Genomic DNA, 17,253 nt, shown 5'->3' on the forward strand with positions numbered 1-17,253 from the left:
CATGCAGCTCACCCTCTGGACCTACGAGGGTCCCCCGCATATCGGCGCCATGCGCGTCGCAACGGCGATGTCCGGCCTGCACTACGTGCTGCACGCGCCGCAGGGCGACACCTACGCGGACCTGCTGTTCACGATGATCGAGCGGCGGGACGCCCGCCCGCCCGTCACCTACACCACCTTCCGCGCGCAGGATCTCGGCCGCGACACCGCCGAGCTGTTCAAGGAGGCGGTCGCCGCCGCGCACGCACGCTTCCAACCCCAGGCGATGATCGTCGGCGCCTCCTGCACCGCCGAGCTGATCCAGGACGATCCGGGTGGCCTCGCCAAGGCCCTCAACCTGCCGATCCCGGTGATCCCGCTGGAGCTGCCCGCCTACCAGAAGAAGGAGAACTGGGGCGCCTCGGAGACCTTCTATCGCCTCGTCCGGGCGCTCGCCGGTCCGCCGGCCCCGCGTCCGGCGCGCGAGCCCGGTCGGCGGCCGCTCTGCAACATCCTCGGGCCGACGGCTTTGGGCTTCCGCCACCGGGACGATCTGATCGAGATCCGACGCCTGCTCGACTCCCTCGGGATCGCCGTCAACATTGTCGCGCCGCTGGGAGCCTCTCCGGCCGACCTCGGCCGCCTCGGGGACGCCGATTTCAACGTCGTGCTCTACCCCGAAACCGCTCGGTCGGCCGCGGAGTACCTGAAGAAGAGCTTCGGGCAGCCATTCACGCAGACACTGCCGATCGGCGTCGGCGGCACCCGCCGGTTCGTCGCCGAGGTGGCGGAGATCGCGGGAATCGATCCGGCACCCGTGCTCGACGGCCCGGGCTCGCGCCTGCCCTGGTACTCGCGGTCGGTCGATTCGACCTACCTGACGGCCAAGCGCGTCTTCGTGTTCGGGGACGCGACGCATGCCATTGGCATCGCCCGGGTCGCGGCGCGCGAACTCGGCTTCACGGTGGTCGGTCTCGGGACCTACAGCCGCGAATTCGCCCGCGAGGTCCGCGCCGAAGCGGCCGAGCACGGGATCGAGGCGCTGATCACCGACGACTACCTCGACGTCGAGGCGGCGATCCGCGCGGCGGCACCGGAACTGGTGCTCGGCACCCAGATGGAGCGCCACGTCGCCAAGCGGCTCGGCATCCCCTGCGCGGTGATCTCGGCGCCGGTCCACGTCCAGGACTTCCCGGCCCGCTACGCGCCGCAGATGGGGTTCGAGGGCGCCAACGTCCTGTTCGACACCCTGGTCCATCCGCTGATGATGGGCCTCGAAGAGCACCTCCTCGGCATGTTCCGGGAGGATCCCGAATTCCACGACGGCGTCGGCCCCTCGCATCTCGGCGGCAAGTCCTTCGGGACTCCGGCGGACGGGGCGCTCGAGGCCGGAGAACGGGCGCCGGCCGACACCCCTCCGACGTCGGCGCCCGTTCCGATCCTGCTGGACAGGGCGGTGGCGACCGCGTGGTCGCCGGAAGCCGAGAAGGAACTGAGAAAGATCCCGTTCTTCGTGCGCGGCAAGGCCCGCAGCAACACCGAGACCTTCGCCCGGGAGCGGCACCTGCCGCTCATCACGATCGAGACCCTCTACGATGCCAAAGCGCATTACGGCCGCTAGGCCGCCGATCCGCGTCATCATCGTCACGCTCGACAATCATTTGGCGAGCGCGGTGGAACGGGCGCGCCTGCGCCTCCGGTCCGAGATGCCGGGGCTGGTGCTGGGCTTCCACGCGGCAGCCGAGTGGGAGACCGATCCTGCGACGCTGGAGGCCTGCCGGGCCGACATCGCGCAGGCCGACATCGTGCTCTCGGCCATGCTGTTCATGGACGAGCATGTCCGGGCGATCCTGCCGGCGCTCGCGGCCCGGCGCGAGGCCTGCGACGCGATGATTGGCTGCATGTCGGCGGGCGACGTGGTGAAGACGACGCGGCTCGGCCGCTTCGACATGAGCGGCACCAAGCGCAGCGCCCTCGACTTCCTGAAGAAGCTGCGCGGCAAGCCCGGCCAGCAGGGCAATGCCGGCCGGCAGATGGCCCTGGTGCGCAAGCTGCCGAAGATCCTGCGCTTCATCCCGGGCTCGGCCCAGGACGTGCGCGCCTACTTCCTCACCCTGCAATACTGGCTGGCGGGCTCCGACGAGAACGTCGCAGCCCTGGTGCGCTTCCTCGTGCATCGCTACGCGGCGGGCGAGCGGGCGGCGTGGCGCGACGGGCCGGCGGCCCCCGCTCCCCTCGACTACCCCGAGACCGGTCTCTACCACCCGCGCCTGCCCGGCCGAATCGGCGCGGACCCGTCTCGGCTGCCGCGCCGGGCGGACGCGATGGGCCGCGTCGGCCTCTTGGTGATGCGCAGCTACGTGCTCGCCGGTAACACCGCCCACTACGACGGCGTCATCGCGGCCCTGGAGGCCAAGGGCCTCGACGTGGTGCCGGCCTTCGCCAGCGGTCTCGACAACCGCCCGGCCGTGGATTCGTTCTTCATGCGGGATGGGCGCGCCTGCATCGACGCCCTCGTGTCCCTCACCGGCTTCTCCCTGGTCGGCGGCCCCGCTTACAACGATGCCGCTTCCGCCGAGGCGATGCTGGCCCGGCTCGACGTGCCCTACCTCGCCGCCCAGGCGCTGGAGTTCCAGACGCTGGAGCAGTGGGAGGCGGGTGAGCGCGGCCTGTCGCCGGTCGAGGCGACCATGATGGTCGCGATCCCCGAACTCGACGGCGCCACCGCCCCGATGGTTTTCGGGGGCCGCTCCGCCGCGTCGGGCAGCGACAATTCCCGCGACATGCGGGTCCATCCCGAGCGGGCCGCGCGTCTCGCCGAGCGGGTCGAACGGCTGGTGTCCCTGCGCCGGACCGAGAAAGCCGAGCGCCGACTCGCCGTGGTGCTGTTCAATTTTCCGCCGAATGCCGGCGCCACCGGCACGGCGGCGTTCCTGTCGGTCTACGCCTCGCTCCTCAACACCCTGAAGGGCCTGGCGGCCGACGGCTACACCGTCGACGTCCCGGAGAGCGTCGATGCCCTGCGCGCAGCGATCCTTGAGGGCAACGCCAAGCGCTACGGCACTCAGGCGAATGTCCACGCCCGCATTCCGGCCGAGGACCATCTGCGGCGCGAGACTTACCTCGCCGAGATCGAGACCCAGTGGGGCCCGGCGCCGGGCCGCCATCAGACCAACGGCGCCGAGATCTTCGTGCTCGGAGCACAGTTCGGCAACGTCTTCGTCGGAGTCCAGCCTGCCTTCGGCTACGAGGGCGACCCGATGCGGCTGCTGTTCGAGCGCGGCTTCGCGCCGACCCACGCCTTCTCGGCCTTCTACCGCTACCTGCGGGAGGATTTCTCCGCCGACGCCGTGCTGCATTTCGGCACCCACGGGGCGCTCGAATTCATGCCCGGCAAGCAGACCGGCCTGTCCGAGGCCTGCTGGCCGGAGCGGCTGATCGGGGCGCTGCCGAACGTCTACCTCTACGCCGCCAACAACCCATCGGAGGGGACGCTCGCGAAGCGCCGCTCGGCCGCGACGCTGGTGAGCTACCTGACCCCGAGCCTCGCGGCGGCCGGGCTCTACCGCGGGCTGATCGACCTGAAGAGTTCGATGGAGCGCTGGCGCGGCCTCGACCTCGAAGCCGGGACGGAGCGGGAAAGTCTCGCCCGGATGATCCAGGACCAGGGCGCGGCCCTCGATCTCGTGGCCGCCGAGCCGGCCTGGACCGGCGATCTCGGCGCCCGGGTCGGCGCCCTCTGGTCCGCCGTGCAGGAGTTGGAGCAGACCCTGATCCCGCACGGGCTGCACGTGGTCGGAGCGGGGACGCCGGAGGTCGAGCGGGTCGACCTGCTCCTGGCGCTCGCCGAGTCGGCGCACGGCGTGAGTCCGGAGCGGGCCGGGATCGAGGCCCTGGTGGCCGGGCACGGCGTCGAGGCGGCGCTGACGGTCTCCGGCCTGTCCGCCGACGAGACCAGCCGCGCCGCCTTCGCGAGTCTGGCCGAGACCGACCGGCTGCTCGCCCGGGACCACGAGGTGCCGGCGCTGCTGCGGGCCCTCGACGGCCGCTTCGTTTCGCCGGTGGCGGGCGGCGACCTGCTGCGCAACCCTGCGATCCTGCCAACGGGCCGCAACCTCCACGGCTTCGACCCCTACCGCCTGCCTTCCGCCTTCGCGGTCGCGGACGGTGCCCGGCAGGTGGCCCGCATCCTCGAACGCTTCGCGGCCGACGGAAAGCCCTGCCCGGAGAGCGTTGCCCTGGTCCTGTGGGGCACCGACAACCTCAAGAGCGAGGGCGGCCCGATCGCCCAGGCGCTGGCGCTGATCGGCGCCGCGCCCCGCTTCGACGGCTACGGCCGCCTGAGCGGCGCCGAGCTGATCCCACTGGAGACCCTTGGCCGCCCGCGCATCGACGCGGTGGTCACCCTCTCGGGCATCTTTCGCGATCTCCTTCCGCTCCAGACGAAGCTCCTGGCGGAGGCTTCGTACCTCGCCGCCACCGCGGGCGAGCCGCTGGAGCAAAACTTCGTCCGCAAGCACGCCCTGGCGATCCAGGCCGAGCAGGGCTGCGACCTGGAGACGGCGGCCCTGCGGGTCTTCTCGAACGCCGAGGGCGCCTACGGCGCGAACGTCAACCACCTTGTCGATTCGGGGAGCTGGGACGACGACGCCGAGCTGTGCGAGACCTTCTCGCGCCGCAAGAGCTTCGCCTATGGCCGCACCGGCCGCCCGGCGCCGCAACGCGCCCTGATGCAGGCGGTGCTGGCCTCCGTCGACATGGCCTACCAGAACCTCGACTCGGTCGAGGTCGGCGTCACCTCCGTCGACCACTACTTCGACGGCCTCGGCGGCATGGGCCGGGCGGTGGCCCGCGCCAAGGGCGAGGCGGTGCCGATCTACATCAGCGACCAGACCCGCGGGGAGGGGCGCGTGCGCTCCCTCGAGGAGCAGGTGGCGCTGGAGACGCGCACCCGCATGCTCAACCCGAAATGGTACGAGGGCCTGCTCGGCCACGGCTACGAAGGCGTCCGCCAGATCGAGACCCACCTGACCAACACGGTAGGCTGGTCGGCCACCGCCAACGCGGTCCAGCCCTGGATCTACGAGCGGATCACCGAGACCTACGTCCTCGACCCCGCCATGCGCGAGCGCATGGCGGCCCTCAACCCCACCGCCTCCGCCAAGGTCGCCCAACGGCTGATCGAGGCCCACCGCCGCGGTTTCTGGACTCCCAACGCAGAGATGCGTGACGCCCTCGACCGGGCCGAGGAGGAGCTGGAGGATCGTCTCGAAGGCGTCACCACAGGAGTCGCCGCATGAACATCGCCATCCGCAATCCGGTCGTCGCCCGGAAGGAAGAAGGGAGCGTCCAGGTCGCCCTGGACCCGGACCTGAAGATCGAGACCGCCAAGGTGTTCGCGGTCTACGGCAAGGGCGGCATCGGCAAGTCGACCACCTCGTCGAACCTGTCGGTGGCCTTCTCCAAGCTCGGCAAGCGCGTGCTCCAGATCGGCTGCGACCCGAAGCACGACTCGACCTTCACCCTGACCAAGCGCCTCGCCCCCACGGTGATCGACGCCCTGGAGGCAGTGAACTTCCATTCGGAGGAGCTGCGCGTCGAGGACTTCGTGGTCGAGGGCTATAACGGCGTCATGTGCGTCGAGGCCGGAGGCCCGCCCGCCGGCACCGGCTGCGGCGGCTACGTGGTCGGCCAGACGGTGAAGCTCCTCAAGGAGCATCATCTCCTGGAAGACACCGACGTCGTGGTGTTCGACGTGCTGGGCGACGTGGTCTGCGGCGGCTTCGCCTCACCGCTCCAACACGCCGACCAGGCGCTGATCGTCACCGCCAACGATTTCGACTCGATCTTCGCCATGAACCGGATCGTGGCGGCGATCCACGCCAAGTCGAAGAACTACCCTGTGCGCCTGGGTGGCGTCATCGCAAACCGCTCGGCCAAGACCGACGAGATCGACCGGTTCAACGACGCGGTCGGCCTGAAGCGGCTGGCTCATTTCCCCGACCTCGACGTGGTCCGCCGCTCGCGGCTCAAGAAGTCCACCCTGTTCGAGATGGACTCGTCCCCGGAGCTCGACGCCGTGACCGCGGAGTACATGCGGCTCGCCGAGACGCTGTGGTCGGGCGCCCCGCCCTGCGAGGCGGTCCCGATGAAGGATCGCGACCTGTTCGAGTTCCTCGGTTTCGATTGAGTTTGGGGTCCGACCGATGGCCAGCGCCAGCTACGACGCCCGCCGGGGCGAGTTGACGACCTACTTCGACCGCACCGCGGTCGAGGCGTGGTCGCGCCTGACCTCGGACGCGCCGGTGAGCCGCATCCGCGCCACGGTGCGGGCAGGCCGCGACGCCATGCGGGCGACGCTCCTCTCCTGGCTGCCCGCCGACATGACCGGCCTGCGCCTGCTCGATGCCGGCTGCGGCACCGGGGCGCTCAGCGTCGAGGCGGCGCACCGCGGGGCGGAGGTGGTGGCGATCGACGTCTCGCCGACGCTGATCGGGCTGGCGCAGGAGCGGCTGCCGGCGATCGCCGGGGCGGGCCGCATCGACTTCCGCGTCGGCGACATGCTCGATCCGGGTCTCGGCCGCTTCGACCACGTGGTGGCGATGGATTCGCTGATTCACTACCGGGCTGCCGACATCGCCCGGGCGCTGGCGGCGCTGGGTGCGCGCACCGACGGCTCGGTGCTGTTCACCGTGGCGCCGCGCACGGCCCTGCTGACTGTGATGCACGCGGCGGGCAAGTTCTTTCCCCGCAGCGACCGTTCGCCCGCGATCGTGCCGGTGACCGAGGGCGGCCTGCGCCGTCGGATGACCTCTGAAACAGCGCTCGACGCCTTCACCTGGGCGCGGAGCCACCGGATCAACAGCGGATTCTACCTGTCGAACGCGGTGGCGCTGACGCGCGCGCGCCCGTCCGCCTCTGCGGGATCGGGGGCGGCGTCGCCGGGGATGCGGACATGAACGCCGCATCCCAGAAACTGACCCGCGCCCTGATGCGCCTCGGCCCGGCGATCCTCCCCTTCGCGGATGCCGCAACCGTCGAGCTGCCCCTCGGGCGCCTGCTTCGGCTCGCCCTGTTCCAGGTCACCGTCGGCATGGCGGCGGTGCTGCTGATCGGCACCCTGAACCGGGTGATGATCGTCGAACTGGGGGTGCCGGCCTGGATCGTCGCGGTGATGCTGGCGCTGCCGCTGATCTTTGCGCCCCTGCGGGCGCTGGTCGGCTTCCGCTCGGACACGCATCGCTCGCTGCTGGGCTGGCGGCGGGTGCCCTACATCTGGTTCGGCACGCTGCTTCAGTTCGGCGGCCTCGCGATCATGCCGTTCGCCCTGTTGATCCTGTCGGGCGACACCACCGGGCCGCTCTGGGTCGGCAACCTTGCGGCGGCTCTGGCCTTCCTGCTGGTCGGTGCCGGTCTGCACACGACCCAGACCGTCGGGCTGGCGCTCGCCACCGACCTCGCCCCCGCGCATGCAAGGCCGAAGGTGGTGGCGCTGCTCTGCGCGGCCCTGCTGTTCGGCATGATGGCGAGCGCTCTGCTGTTCGGCCTGTTCCTCGCCCATTTCTCGCCGGTGCGCCTGATCCAGGTGATCCAGGGCGCCGCCCTGGTCACCATCATCCTCAACGGGTTCGCCCTCTGGAAGCAGGAGCCGCGCGATCCCAACCGGACGCAGACGGCGCCGCAGCGCGACTTCCGGTCGTCCTGGCGGGCCTATGCGGGCGAGGGCACCGCCCGCCGTCGCCTCGTGGCGATCGGCCTCGGCACGGCGGGCTTCTCCATGCAGGACATCCTGCTGGAGCCCTATGGCGGCCAGATCCTGCACCTTTCCGTGGGCGCGACCACGGCCCTCACGGCGCTGCTCGCCGCGGGCGGCGGGCTGGGCCTGCTGGTTGCGGCGCGCTGGCTCGGCCGCGGGGGCGATCCGTTCCGGGTGTCGGCGGTCGGCGTCGGCATCGGCATCCTCGCCTTCTCGGCGGTGGTCTTCGCAGCGCCGCTGGCCTCGGCCGACCTGTTCGCCGCCGGCGTCAGCCTGATCGGGCTCGGCGGCGGCCTCTTCGCCCACGGCACGCTCACCGCCTCGATGAACCGCGCCGGCCCCGAGGATACGGGGCTGGCGCTCGGCGCCTGGGGCGCCGTGCAGGCGACCGCCGCGGGCCTGTCGATCGCGGCGAGCGGCCTCGTGCGCGACGTGGGCGGCGCCATCGCCCAGTCGGGGGTGCTCGGCGAGGGCATGAACGAGCCCGCGATCGGCTACCTCATCGTCTACCACATTGAGATCGCCCTGCTGTTCGCGGCGCTCCTCGCGCTGGGGCCGCTGGTGCGTGAGGACGCACGGACAGAGGATCGAGACCGCATCGCCAACGGCCTTGCCGGCCGGACGGCCTGACATTCGGGGAGGACAGCCATGCCAACCGGCGCACTTACGGGTTATGTCGACGTCGCCCAGGTCGTGCTCTACGCGTTCTTCATCTTCTTCGCCGGGCTGGTCTTCTGGCTGCGCCGCGAGGACCGGCGGGAGGGCTACCCGCTGGAGAACGAGGCCGTCGGCCGCCGCAAGGCGGACGATCCGATCCTGATCCCCCGGTCCAAGGCCTTCCATCTCCCCGGCGGCGAGACCACCTACGCACCGCAGGCGGTGCACGGCCGGGACGACATCGAGACCGGCATCCCGGCCCGCAAGGTCGAGCCCTGGCCCGGCGCTCCCTACGAGCGCACCGACACGTCGCTCCAGGCCGGCGTCGGCCCCGGCTCCTGGGTGCTGCGACACGACGTCCACGACCGGACCTGGGACGAGGAGATCCGCATCGTTCCCCTGCGGGTGGCGAAGAACTTCGTCATCCACGAAAGCGGCCCGAACCCGATCGGCATGACGGTGTTCGGCACCGACAACGCCGTGGCGGGCGTGATCAGCGACGTCTGGGTCGACCGCGGCGAGTCGCTGATCCGCTACTATGAGGTGGAACTCCCGGCGGGCGGCCGCCGGCTGATGCCGACCACCTTCTGCCGGGCCGGCGGCTTCACCAAGACGGTGACGACCGAGGCGCTGCTCGCCAGCCAGTTCGCCGACATCCCGACCACCCGCGATCCCGACAGCGTGACCTTCCTGGAGGAGGAGCGGATCGTCTCGTATTTCGGCGCCGGCACGCTCTACGCGACGCCGGCCCGGGCGGAGCCCCTGATATGAGCGGCGACTTCCTCCCCGAGGGCACCCCGCGGGGCCTGCCCGGTCCTCTGCCGGCGGGCGAGCGCATCCTGTGGCAGAGCAGGCCGACCACCTTGGGCCTGTTGGTCCGAGTGTTCCACGCCCGTCTGGTGATTGCGTGGTTTGCGGTCTGCGCCCTGGCCTTCGGCCTGGCGGCCGGTTCGCCCGCCTCGGCCCTGAAGGTGGTGGGACCGACCCTGGTGATCGGCGCGGGCGCCGTCGCGCTGCTCTGGCTGCTCGCATGGCTCACCCATCGGACGACGCTCTACACGGTGACCAACCGTCGTGTCGTGCTGCAGGCCGGCATCGCCCTGCCGGTGACCCACAACCTGCCCTTCGCGCAGATCGAGACTGCGGCCCTGCGCGCCTTCACGGATGGCAGCGGCGATCTCCCTCTGCAGTTGCGGCCGGGTATCCGCATCGCCTACCTTCACATCTGGCCGCATGTCCGGCCCTGGCGTCTCGCCCGGACCGAGCCCATGATGCGGTCCGTACCGGAGGCCGACGCCGCGGCGGCGCTGCTGGCACGGGCCCTCGCGGCCCATGCCGACGGCACCGCGCCGCCGGTTCGGGTGGCGCAGCGCGAGCGCGCGGACGAGAATTCCGGTCGCCTCGTCGCGGCCGAATAGGGAGGGGCACGATGGGCGAGCGGGCGGAGGGCGCCGGCCGGGCGATGGGGCCGGCGGGACCGGCACCGGCGCTGCTGATGGTCGGTGCGGGCGCACTCATGGGCTTCACCATGCTGGCGGTCCTGATCGGCCGGAGCGAGCAGGTCGGCCTCGTCGCACTGCCGCCCGCCAAAGCGGTGGCGCGGCTCGAATTCCGCGCCGAGGATCAGGTCGATGGCTCGATCGCCCTCCGGGACATCGCCGACCGGCACATCGTCGCCTGGATCCGCCCCGGCGAGGACGGCTTCCTGCGCGGGACCCTGCGGGGCCTCGCCCAGGCCCGCCAACGGGAAGGCCTGGGGCCCGAGCAACCGTTCAGCCTGACCCGCTACGAGGACGGCCGGCTCGCGCTCGCCGACGAGGCCACCGGCCGCCGGGTGCCGCTCGAGGCCTTCGGGCCGACCAATGCCGGCGCCTTCGCCCGGCTGATGCCCGCGCCGGGCGTACCCGCCACGGAGACGCGGTGATGGGCCTGTTCGGCAGCCGCACCGTCACCGTACCCTGCACGGTGGAGATCGAGCAGACCCCCGAGAGCCTGCACGCCCACGTGACCCTCGATGCCGGCTTCGAGATCGAACCCGGCGACGAGGTCCAGGTCCACGACGCGCCGACCTCGGTGCCCTACGGCGAGCGGCTGACCGTGCGCCGCACCGCCACGGTCACCCGGGCCGGGGCGCTGGAGCGGGCCTGGACCAAACTCATCGCCCATCTCGAGCTGACCGAACTCTACGAGGTCAGCTTTTCCGAGAGGAGGAAGCTGTGAACGCATCTGTCCCGCCGCCCTCCGGCCAGCCTGTCCCCAAGGTCCCGGTCAACGAATCGACGCGGGCCGCCCAGGAGACGACGTTCCTCAGCCCGCGCTTCTACACGACGGATTTCGACGAGCTCGATCGCACCGATGTCGAGCCCGTGCGCCGCGACTGGGATCTGCTCATTGCCGAGCTGCGCGCCGACCCGAACAAGCGCCACTTCACCCGCAACGAGGAGTTCGACTGCGACCTGTCGCAGATGGAGCCCGAATTGCGGAAGGAGTTTTTGGACTTTTTGGTTTCCTCCATCACGGCGGAGTTTTCCGGCTGCGTCCTCTATGCCGAGATGAGGAAGCGGGCAAAGAACAAAGATATCAAGGAATTGTTCGGCTTCATGAGCCGGGACGAGGCGCGTCACGCCGGGTTCATCAACGATACGCTCAAGGATTTCGGCATCGGCGTGGATTTGGGGTTTCTCACCAAATCCAAGAAGTACACGTTCTTCCGACCGAAATTCATCTTCTACGCCACCTACCTCTCGGAGAAGATCGGCTACGCCCGCTACATCACGATCTTCCGCGAGCTGGAGCGGCACCCGGAGCGGCGCATCCATCCGATCTTCAAGTGGTTCGAACTCTGGTGCAACGACGAGTTCCGCCACGGGGAGGCCTTCGCGCTCCTGATGCGCGCGAACCCGAAGCTGACGAGCGGCGTGAACCGCTACTGGATCCGGTTCTTCCTGCTTGCGGTCTTCGCCACGATGTACGTGCGCGACCATCACCGGCCGGCCTTCCACAAGGCGCTCGGGGTCGATCCCACCGACTACGACTTCAAGGTCTTCCGGATCACCTCGGAGATCTCCCGGCAGACCTTCCCGCTGGAGCTCGACCTCGACAACCCGAAGTTCAAGGCGGGGCTCGACCGGCTGCTTGCCTGCTCGCGGGCGATCGCCGACGCCAAGGCGCGGGGCGGCGTCGTCGGCACGGTGCAGCACGGCGTGCAGGTGCTGCGGGCGGCCACGACCTTCGCCCGGCTCTATCTCCTCCCCGTCAAGGCCAACGCCCTGCCGGCCGACATCCGCCTCCAGCCGGTCTGGTAGCATGGGGACCTACGCCGCCCCGGTGGTCTACGCGGTCCTGCTCTGGTGGTTCTCCACCGGGCTGATCCTGCTGCTCGACCACGCCCCGCGGCGGACGCATGCGTGGAGCATGGCCGGGGCGACGCTGCTGCTCGCGGGCGCCCTGTTGGCGATCCGGTCCAGCGCCGCGGACACGAGTGCCACGGGGGCCTACACGGCCTTCACGGCGGCGCTCGTCGTCTGGGGCTGGCAGGAGATGAGCTACTACATGGGCTTCCTGTCCGGCCCCAAGCCGGCCGCCTGCGCGCCGGGGGTGCGGGGGTTCGACCGGTTCCTCGCGGCGCTCGCCACCAGCCTGTGGCACGAATTCGCTATCGTGATCGGGGGTCTGGCGATCCTGGCCCTGGTCTGGGGCAGCCCCAACCGCTTCGCCCTGTGGACCTACGGCACCCTGGTGGTGATGAACCTCTCGGCGCGGCTCAACCTGTTCCTGGGGGTGCGCAACCTCCACGCCGAGTTCCTCCCGGACCATCTCGGCTACCTCGCCTGCTACCTGTCCCGGAAGCCGATGAACCTGCTGTTCCCGGTCTCCGTGAGCCTTGGGACCATCGCGGCGGCGCTGCTCGGACGCGCGGCCCTGGGGACGGACCTGCTGGAGCACGAGCTGATCGGCCTCACGGTCCTGGCGACGCTCACGGCGCTCGCCACGCTGGAGCACTGGTTCCTGATGCTGCCGCTGCCCTCGGCGGAGCTGTGGCGCTGGAGCCTGCCGGCCCGGGCGCCCGGGGAAGCGGCCGGACCGCCGGATCACGTGTAGGCCGAGGGATCACGAACGGGCGACGCACGTCCACCAATCTGGAACTGGTCTTGTGCGAAGTCCGGTGTCACAGGCGGGATCAACCCGCAGGATTTGTTCGGGGAGAGGCGACATGGACTACGAGACCTTCTTCGGGGCTGAGATCGCCGGGCTCCACCGGGAGGGGCGCTACCGGGTCTTTACCGACCTCGAACGCCACGCGGGCAACTTCCCGCACGCCACGCACCACCATGCCGGCGGCACGCGTCCCGTGACGGTGTGGTGCTCCAACGACTATCTCGGCATGGGCCAGCACCCGGCCGTGACCGGCGCGATGCACGAGGCGATCGACCGCTGCGGCGCCGGCGCCGGCGGCACCCGCAACATCTCGGGCACCAACCACTACCACGTGCTCCTGGAGCGCGAGCTCGCCGACCTCCACGGCAAGGAGGCGGCCCTTCTGTTCACCTCCGGCTACGTGTCGAACTGGGCGGCGCTCGGGACCCTGGCCTCACGCCTGCCGAACTGCGCGGTCTTCTCCGATTCTGAGAACCACGCCTCGATGATCGAGGGCATCCGGTTCTCCCGCGCCGAGCGCCACATTTTTCGTCATAACGACCCGGAGGACCTGAACCGCAAGCTCGCCCTGGTCGATCCGGCCCGGCCGAAGCTCGTGGCGTTCGAATCCGTATACTCGATGGACGGCGACATCGCCCCCATTGGAGAGATCTGCGACGTGGCCGAGGCCCACGGGGCGCTCACCTACCTGGACGAGGTCCACGCGGTCGGCCTCTACGGCGCCCGCGGCGGCGGCATCTCGGAGCGGGACGGCGTCGCCCACCGGCTCGACGTGATCGAGGGGACGCTGGGCAAGGCGTTCGCCGTGCACGGCGGCTACATCACGGCCTCGGAGAAGCTCTGCGACTTCGTGCGCAGCTTCGCGTCGGGCTTCATCTTCACCACCTCCCTGCCACCCGCAGTGGCGGCGGGCGCGGCGGCGTCGATCCGCCACCTGAAGACGAGCGGCGAAGAGCGCGCCCGGCACCAAGAGCGCGTGGCGAAGGTCCGTCAAGCGCTGGAGGCCGCCGACATCCCGACCATGCCCAACGACAGCCACATCGTGCCGGTGATGGTCTGCGACCCGGTGCTGTGCAAGGGGATCTCCGACACCCTGCTCGACGAGTTCGGCATCTACGTGCAGCCGATCAACTACCCGACGGTGGCCCGCGGCACCGAACGCCTGCGGATCACCCCGTCGCCGCTGCACACGGATGCCGACATCGCCCGTCTCGTCGAGGCCCTGACCACGATTTGGGGGCGGATCGGGCTTCGGCAGAAGGCGGCGGAGTAAGGCGCTCTTCCCTCCCCCTTGCGGAGAGGGGTAGGGGTGGGGGTGGTGCAGACGGCACCGCCTCGACCCATCCTGCACCCCCCATCTCCGGCTCCTCCCCACGCGGGGAGGAGAGGAGCCAGAGCCAGAACCCCGTGCCCACCTTCCCCTTCTCGGCCATCGTCGGCCAGGACGAGATGCGCCAGGCGCTGCTGATCGCGGCGGTGGACCCGTCCGTCGGCGGCGTGCTGGTCTTCGGCGACCGCGGCACCGGCAAGTCCACGGCGATCCGGGCGCTGGCCGCCCTGCTGCCGCCGATGCGGGCGGTGGCCGGCTGCCCCTACAATTGCGACCCCGACAGCCCGGCCGCATCCTGCCCGCATTGCGCGGAAGGCGGCCCGCGAAAGAGTCACAAGACACCGGTGCCGGTGGTGGACCTGCCGCTCGGCGCCACCGAGGACCGCGTGGTCGGCACCCTCGATCTGGAGCGGGCGCTCGGCGCAGGCGTGAAGGCCTTCGAGCCGGGGCTGCTCGCCCGGGCCAATCGCGGCTTCCTGTACATCGACGAGGTGAATCTGCTCGAGGACCACCTCGTCGACCTGCTGCTCGACGTGGCGGCCTCCGGCGTCAACACCGTCGAGCGCGAGGGCCTGTCCTTGCGCCATCCGGCGCGGTTCGTGCTGGTCGGATCCGGCAACCCGGAGGAGGGCGAATTGCGCCCGCAGCTCCTCGACCGGTTCGGGCTGGCCTGCGAGGTCGTGACCCCGAAGGACATCCCGACCCGCATCGCGGTGGTGCGTGCCCGCGACGCCTACGAGCGCGACCCGGAGGGCTTCTGCGCCGCCCGCGCCCGGGACGAGGCCGCGATTCGAAAGCGACTCCTGCTGGCGCGGGAGCGCCTGCCGTCGGTCACCGTGCCGGATGCCGCCCTGGAGCGCGCGGCGCAGCTCTGTCTCACCCTGGGCACGGACGGGTTGCGCGGCGAGCTGACCCTGATGCGGACCGCCCGGGCGCTCGCGGCCCTCGATGGCGCCGGAGCCGTTACCGACGACCACCTCCGCCGCATCGCCCCGGCCGCCCTGCGCCACCGGCTGCGCCGCAACCCGCTGGACGAATCCGGATCCACCGCCCGGGTGGAGCGGGCGCTGGCGGAGATGTTTTCGTGACGGTCGCGCTGCCGGTCCGCCTGTCGTGGACCGGACGGACCGCGCCCGACCGGGTCGGGATGGCGCGCGGGTCTCCTCTCCCGTGCGGGAGAGGGACAGGGTGACGGACGTGCCCGATCCGGAAAGGTCTCCTCCCTCACCCCGACCCTCTTCCGCACGGGAGACAGGGGTCGTCGCGTCGCGTTCCGGGCAGGCCGAACCGGCCGCCCAGGGCGAGGACGCGCCTCTGCAGGACAGGCTCTTCAGCGCGTCGCATCCCTGGACCGACGCGCATCGCGCCGCCCGGCTCCTCGCCGCCGACCCGCATGGGCTCGGTGGCGCGGTGGTCCGCGCCCCTCCCGGACCGGAGCGCGAGCGCTGGCTCGAGACCCTGCGGTCCGCGTTGCCCTCCGGAACGCCCTGGCGGCGACTTCCGCCCGGCATCGGCGACGACAGCCTTCTCGGCGGCCTGGATCTCGCCGCGACCCTGGCGGCGGGCCGCCCCATCGCGCGGGCCGGTCTGCTGGCGGAGGCCGATGGCGGGATCGTCGTCGTCCCCATGGCCGAGCGCCTGCCGGCCGGCACCGCGTCCCGCCTCGCGGCCGCCCTGGATGCCGGCACCGCGGTGGACCGGCCGGCCCGATTCGGCCTGATCCTCCTCGACGAGGGCGAGGCGGACGAGACGGTGGCCGAGGCGCTGGCCGATCGCCTCGCCTTCCGGATCGACCTGAACGGCCTCGCGGAGCCTCCCCCGGCTGAGCCGGAACCCGTCTCGGACGCTCCGGAGCCCGATCCGGTCGGGAGCCTCTGCGCCCTGGCCGAGGCCTTCGGGATCGCGTCGCTGCGCGGCCCGATCCTGGCGGTGCGGGTCGCGCGCGCCCTCGCGGGCGACGGGCCGATCGACCGGGCGGAGATCGTCGCGGCCGGGCGCCTCGTCCTGGCGCCGCGCGCCACGCGCCTGCCCGCACCGGAAGAGCCGCGCCCCGAGACCGCCGAGGCGCCACCCGCGGACGCGCCTCAGGAGCAGCCCAGGGCGGAGACGACGGATCCGTCCGCCGCGGAAACCCCCGACGACGTCGTGCTGGAGGCGGTGCGCGCCGCCATCCCGCCGAACCTCCTCGACCAGTTGCTGGCGGGGGGTCGGCGGCTCACGGCCGCGAAGTCCGGCCGGGTGGGGCAGGCGGCGGCCGCCCGCACCGGGCGCCCGGTGGGCTGCCGGCGGGGCGATCCGCGGCGGGGACGCCTGGACCTGCTCGCCACCCTGCGAACGGCCGCGCCCTGGCAGGCCCTGCGGCGCACGGGGGAGGAGACGCGCCGCATCGTGGTGCGGCGGGACGATCTGCGGATCCGGATCCTCAAGCAGCGGACCGAGACCACCACGGTGTTCTGTGTCGATGCTTCGGGCTCGGCCGCCCTGGAGCGGCTGGCCGAAGCCAAGGGCGCGGTCGAGCTGCTGCTGGCCGAGGCCTATGTCCGGCGCGACCGGGTTGCGCTGGTGGCGTTCCGCGGCACCGGCGCGGAGTTGGTGCTGCCGCCGACCCGCTCGCTCACCCGGGCCAAGCGCGGGCTCTCGGGGCTGCCCGGCGGGGGCGGCACGCCGCTCGCGGCGGGGATCGATGCCGCGGTCGCGGTGGCGCTGGGCGTGCGCCGCGGCGGCAGCCGGCCGGCGATCGTGCTGCTGACCGACGGGCGCGCCAACGTCGCCCGGTCGGGGGAGGGGGGACGGGCCCGGGCGGCCGCGGAGGCCCTGCAGGCGGCCCGCACCTTGCGGGCGGCCGGGCTGGCGGCCCTGGTGGTCGATACGGGGACCCGGGGCGAGGACGCCCGGGCGGTGGCGGACGCGATGGGCGCCCGTTACCTGAAGCTGCCGCGGGCCGAGGCCGGTCAGCTCAGCGCAGCGGTGCGGGCGGCGCTCTGAGCGCCCCGCTCTTCAGCCCCGGGGCGGGGTCTCAGAGGTCGCCGCCGATGCCGCTGTCGGCGAGGCGCTGGTGATGGGCGAGCCACGAGTTCAGCATCTCGCGGATGACAGCCTTGAGGCTCCAGCCGCCGGAGACCGGGGCGGCGATGTTCTGGGTCGAGGAGGTGAACAGGATCATGGCCTTCTCCAAAGTCCGGGGACGCGTGTTGCTCTTGCTCGCCCGTGATATGCCGCCGTTGTTGCGGCGCAGCAATCCGCTTCCTCTCACCGGTGGCATGCGGCCGCCGCATAGGATTATGCAGTGCTACGAAATACTTCCGGCCATGAACGATAGCACCGCCGCCGCCTCTGGCCCCTCCGGCCTCTCCGGTCATGCCGCATTGCGGGA

The 17,253-nt window shown here is 71.4% G+C and carries 15 protein-coding genes; 14 read left to right on the forward strand and 1 reads right to left on the reverse strand.

The features are described from left to right. Position 1 precedes the first annotated feature (1 nt). From bchB to ABC766_RS31215, 14 genes are all read left to right on the forward strand, one after another. Positions 2-1,600 (forward strand): ferredoxin:protochlorophyllide reductase (ATP-dependent) subunit B, encoded by a 1,599-nt coding sequence (bchB, locus tag ABC766_RS31150; RefSeq protein ID WP_342143455.1) that lies wholly within the window; start codon positions 2-4, stop codon positions 1,598-1,600. After that, positions 1,575-5,279: a magnesium chelatase subunit H gene (locus ABC766_RS31155; protein WP_345820330.1), complete on the forward strand. Its 3,705-nt coding sequence runs from the start codon at positions 1,575-1,577 to the stop codon at positions 5,277-5,279. The genes bchB and ABC766_RS31155 overlap by 26 nt, the downstream gene beginning before the upstream one ends. Further along, a complete protein-coding gene (bchL, locus tag ABC766_RS31160) occupies positions 5,276-6,169 on the forward strand; it encodes a ferredoxin:protochlorophyllide reductase (ATP-dependent) iron-sulfur ATP-binding protein (protein WP_043346558.1) in 894 nt (297 codons plus the stop codon). The genes ABC766_RS31155 and bchL overlap by 4 nt, the downstream gene beginning before the upstream one ends. 16 nt (positions 6,170-6,185) lie before the next feature. Beyond that, the gene (bchM, locus tag ABC766_RS31165; RefSeq protein WP_342143451.1) at positions 6,186-6,938 is read left to right on the forward strand and encodes a magnesium protoporphyrin IX methyltransferase; all 753 of its coding nucleotides are present in this window, start codon (positions 6,186-6,188) and stop codon (positions 6,936-6,938) included. After that, complete coding sequence (locus tag ABC766_RS31170) at positions 6,935-8,365, forward strand: BCD family MFS transporter (protein WP_043383090.1); 1,431 nt, start codon at positions 6,935-6,937, stop codon at positions 8,363-8,365. Before bchM ends, ABC766_RS31170 begins: the two co-directional genes overlap by 4 nt. Positions 8,366-8,383: 18 nt before the next feature. Further along, positions 8,384-9,163, forward strand: coding sequence for a photosynthetic reaction center subunit H (gene puhA, locus ABC766_RS31175; protein WP_043757045.1), 780 nt, complete (start codon positions 8,384-8,386; stop codon positions 9,161-9,163). Beyond that, positions 9,160-9,810, forward strand: a complete 651-nt coding sequence (puhB, locus tag ABC766_RS31180) for a photosynthetic complex putative assembly protein PuhB (protein ID WP_053608300.1) — start codon at positions 9,160-9,162, stop codon at positions 9,808-9,810. Before puhA ends, puhB begins: the two co-directional genes overlap by 4 nt. Positions 9,811-9,821: 11 nt before the next feature. Beyond that, complete coding sequence (gene puhC / locus ABC766_RS31185; protein WP_052083600.1) at positions 9,822-10,316, forward strand: photosynthetic complex assembly protein PuhC; 495 nt, start codon at positions 9,822-9,824, stop codon at positions 10,314-10,316. Then, complete coding sequence (locus ABC766_RS31190; protein ID WP_020095258.1) at positions 10,316-10,612, forward strand: hypothetical protein; 297 nt, start codon at positions 10,316-10,318, stop codon at positions 10,610-10,612. The genes puhC and ABC766_RS31190 overlap by 1 nt, the downstream gene beginning before the upstream one ends. Continuing rightward, positions 10,609-11,697, forward strand: a complete 1,089-nt coding sequence (gene acsF / locus ABC766_RS31195; RefSeq protein WP_043383098.1) for a magnesium-protoporphyrin IX monomethyl ester (oxidative) cyclase — start codon at positions 10,609-10,611, stop codon at positions 11,695-11,697. Before ABC766_RS31190 ends, acsF begins: the two co-directional genes overlap by 4 nt. 1 nt (position 11,698) lies before the next feature. After that, positions 11,699-12,493: a putative photosynthetic complex assembly protein PuhE gene (puhE, locus tag ABC766_RS31200; protein ID WP_345820331.1), complete on the forward strand. Its 795-nt coding sequence runs from the start codon at positions 11,699-11,701 to the stop codon at positions 12,491-12,493. Between the two features lie 112 nt (positions 12,494-12,605). Beyond that, positions 12,606-13,823: a 5-aminolevulinate synthase gene (gene hemA, locus ABC766_RS31205; RefSeq protein WP_043383104.1), complete on the forward strand. Its 1,218-nt coding sequence runs from the start codon at positions 12,606-12,608 to the stop codon at positions 13,821-13,823. Between the two features lie 134 nt (positions 13,824-13,957). Next, positions 13,958-14,968 carry a magnesium chelatase ATPase subunit I gene (bchI, locus tag ABC766_RS31210; RefSeq protein WP_053608298.1) on the forward strand — a complete coding sequence of 337 codons (1,011 nt, stop codon included), beginning with the start codon at positions 13,958-13,960 and terminating at the stop codon, positions 14,966-14,968. A 226-nt stretch (positions 14,969-15,194) separates the two neighbouring features. Then, positions 15,195-16,865: a magnesium chelatase subunit D gene (locus ABC766_RS31215; protein WP_345822859.1), complete on the forward strand. Its 1,671-nt coding sequence runs from the start codon at positions 15,195-15,197 to the stop codon at positions 16,863-16,865. A 31-nt stretch (positions 16,866-16,896) separates the two neighbouring features. On the opposite strand, the gene ABC766_RS31220 is transcribed toward ABC766_RS31215, so the two are convergent. Continuing rightward, positions 16,897-17,043 (reverse strand): hypothetical protein, encoded by a 147-nt coding sequence (locus ABC766_RS31220; RefSeq protein WP_164706391.1) that lies wholly within the window; start codon positions 17,041-17,043, stop codon positions 16,897-16,899. Positions 17,044-17,253: the final 210 nt, after the last annotated feature.

The sequence above is a fragment of the Methylobacterium fujisawaense genome (assembly GCF_039619325.1).
In the GTDB taxonomy this organism is placed as follows: Bacteria; Pseudomonadota; Alphaproteobacteria; order Rhizobiales; family Beijerinckiaceae; genus Methylobacterium; species Methylobacterium fujisawaense.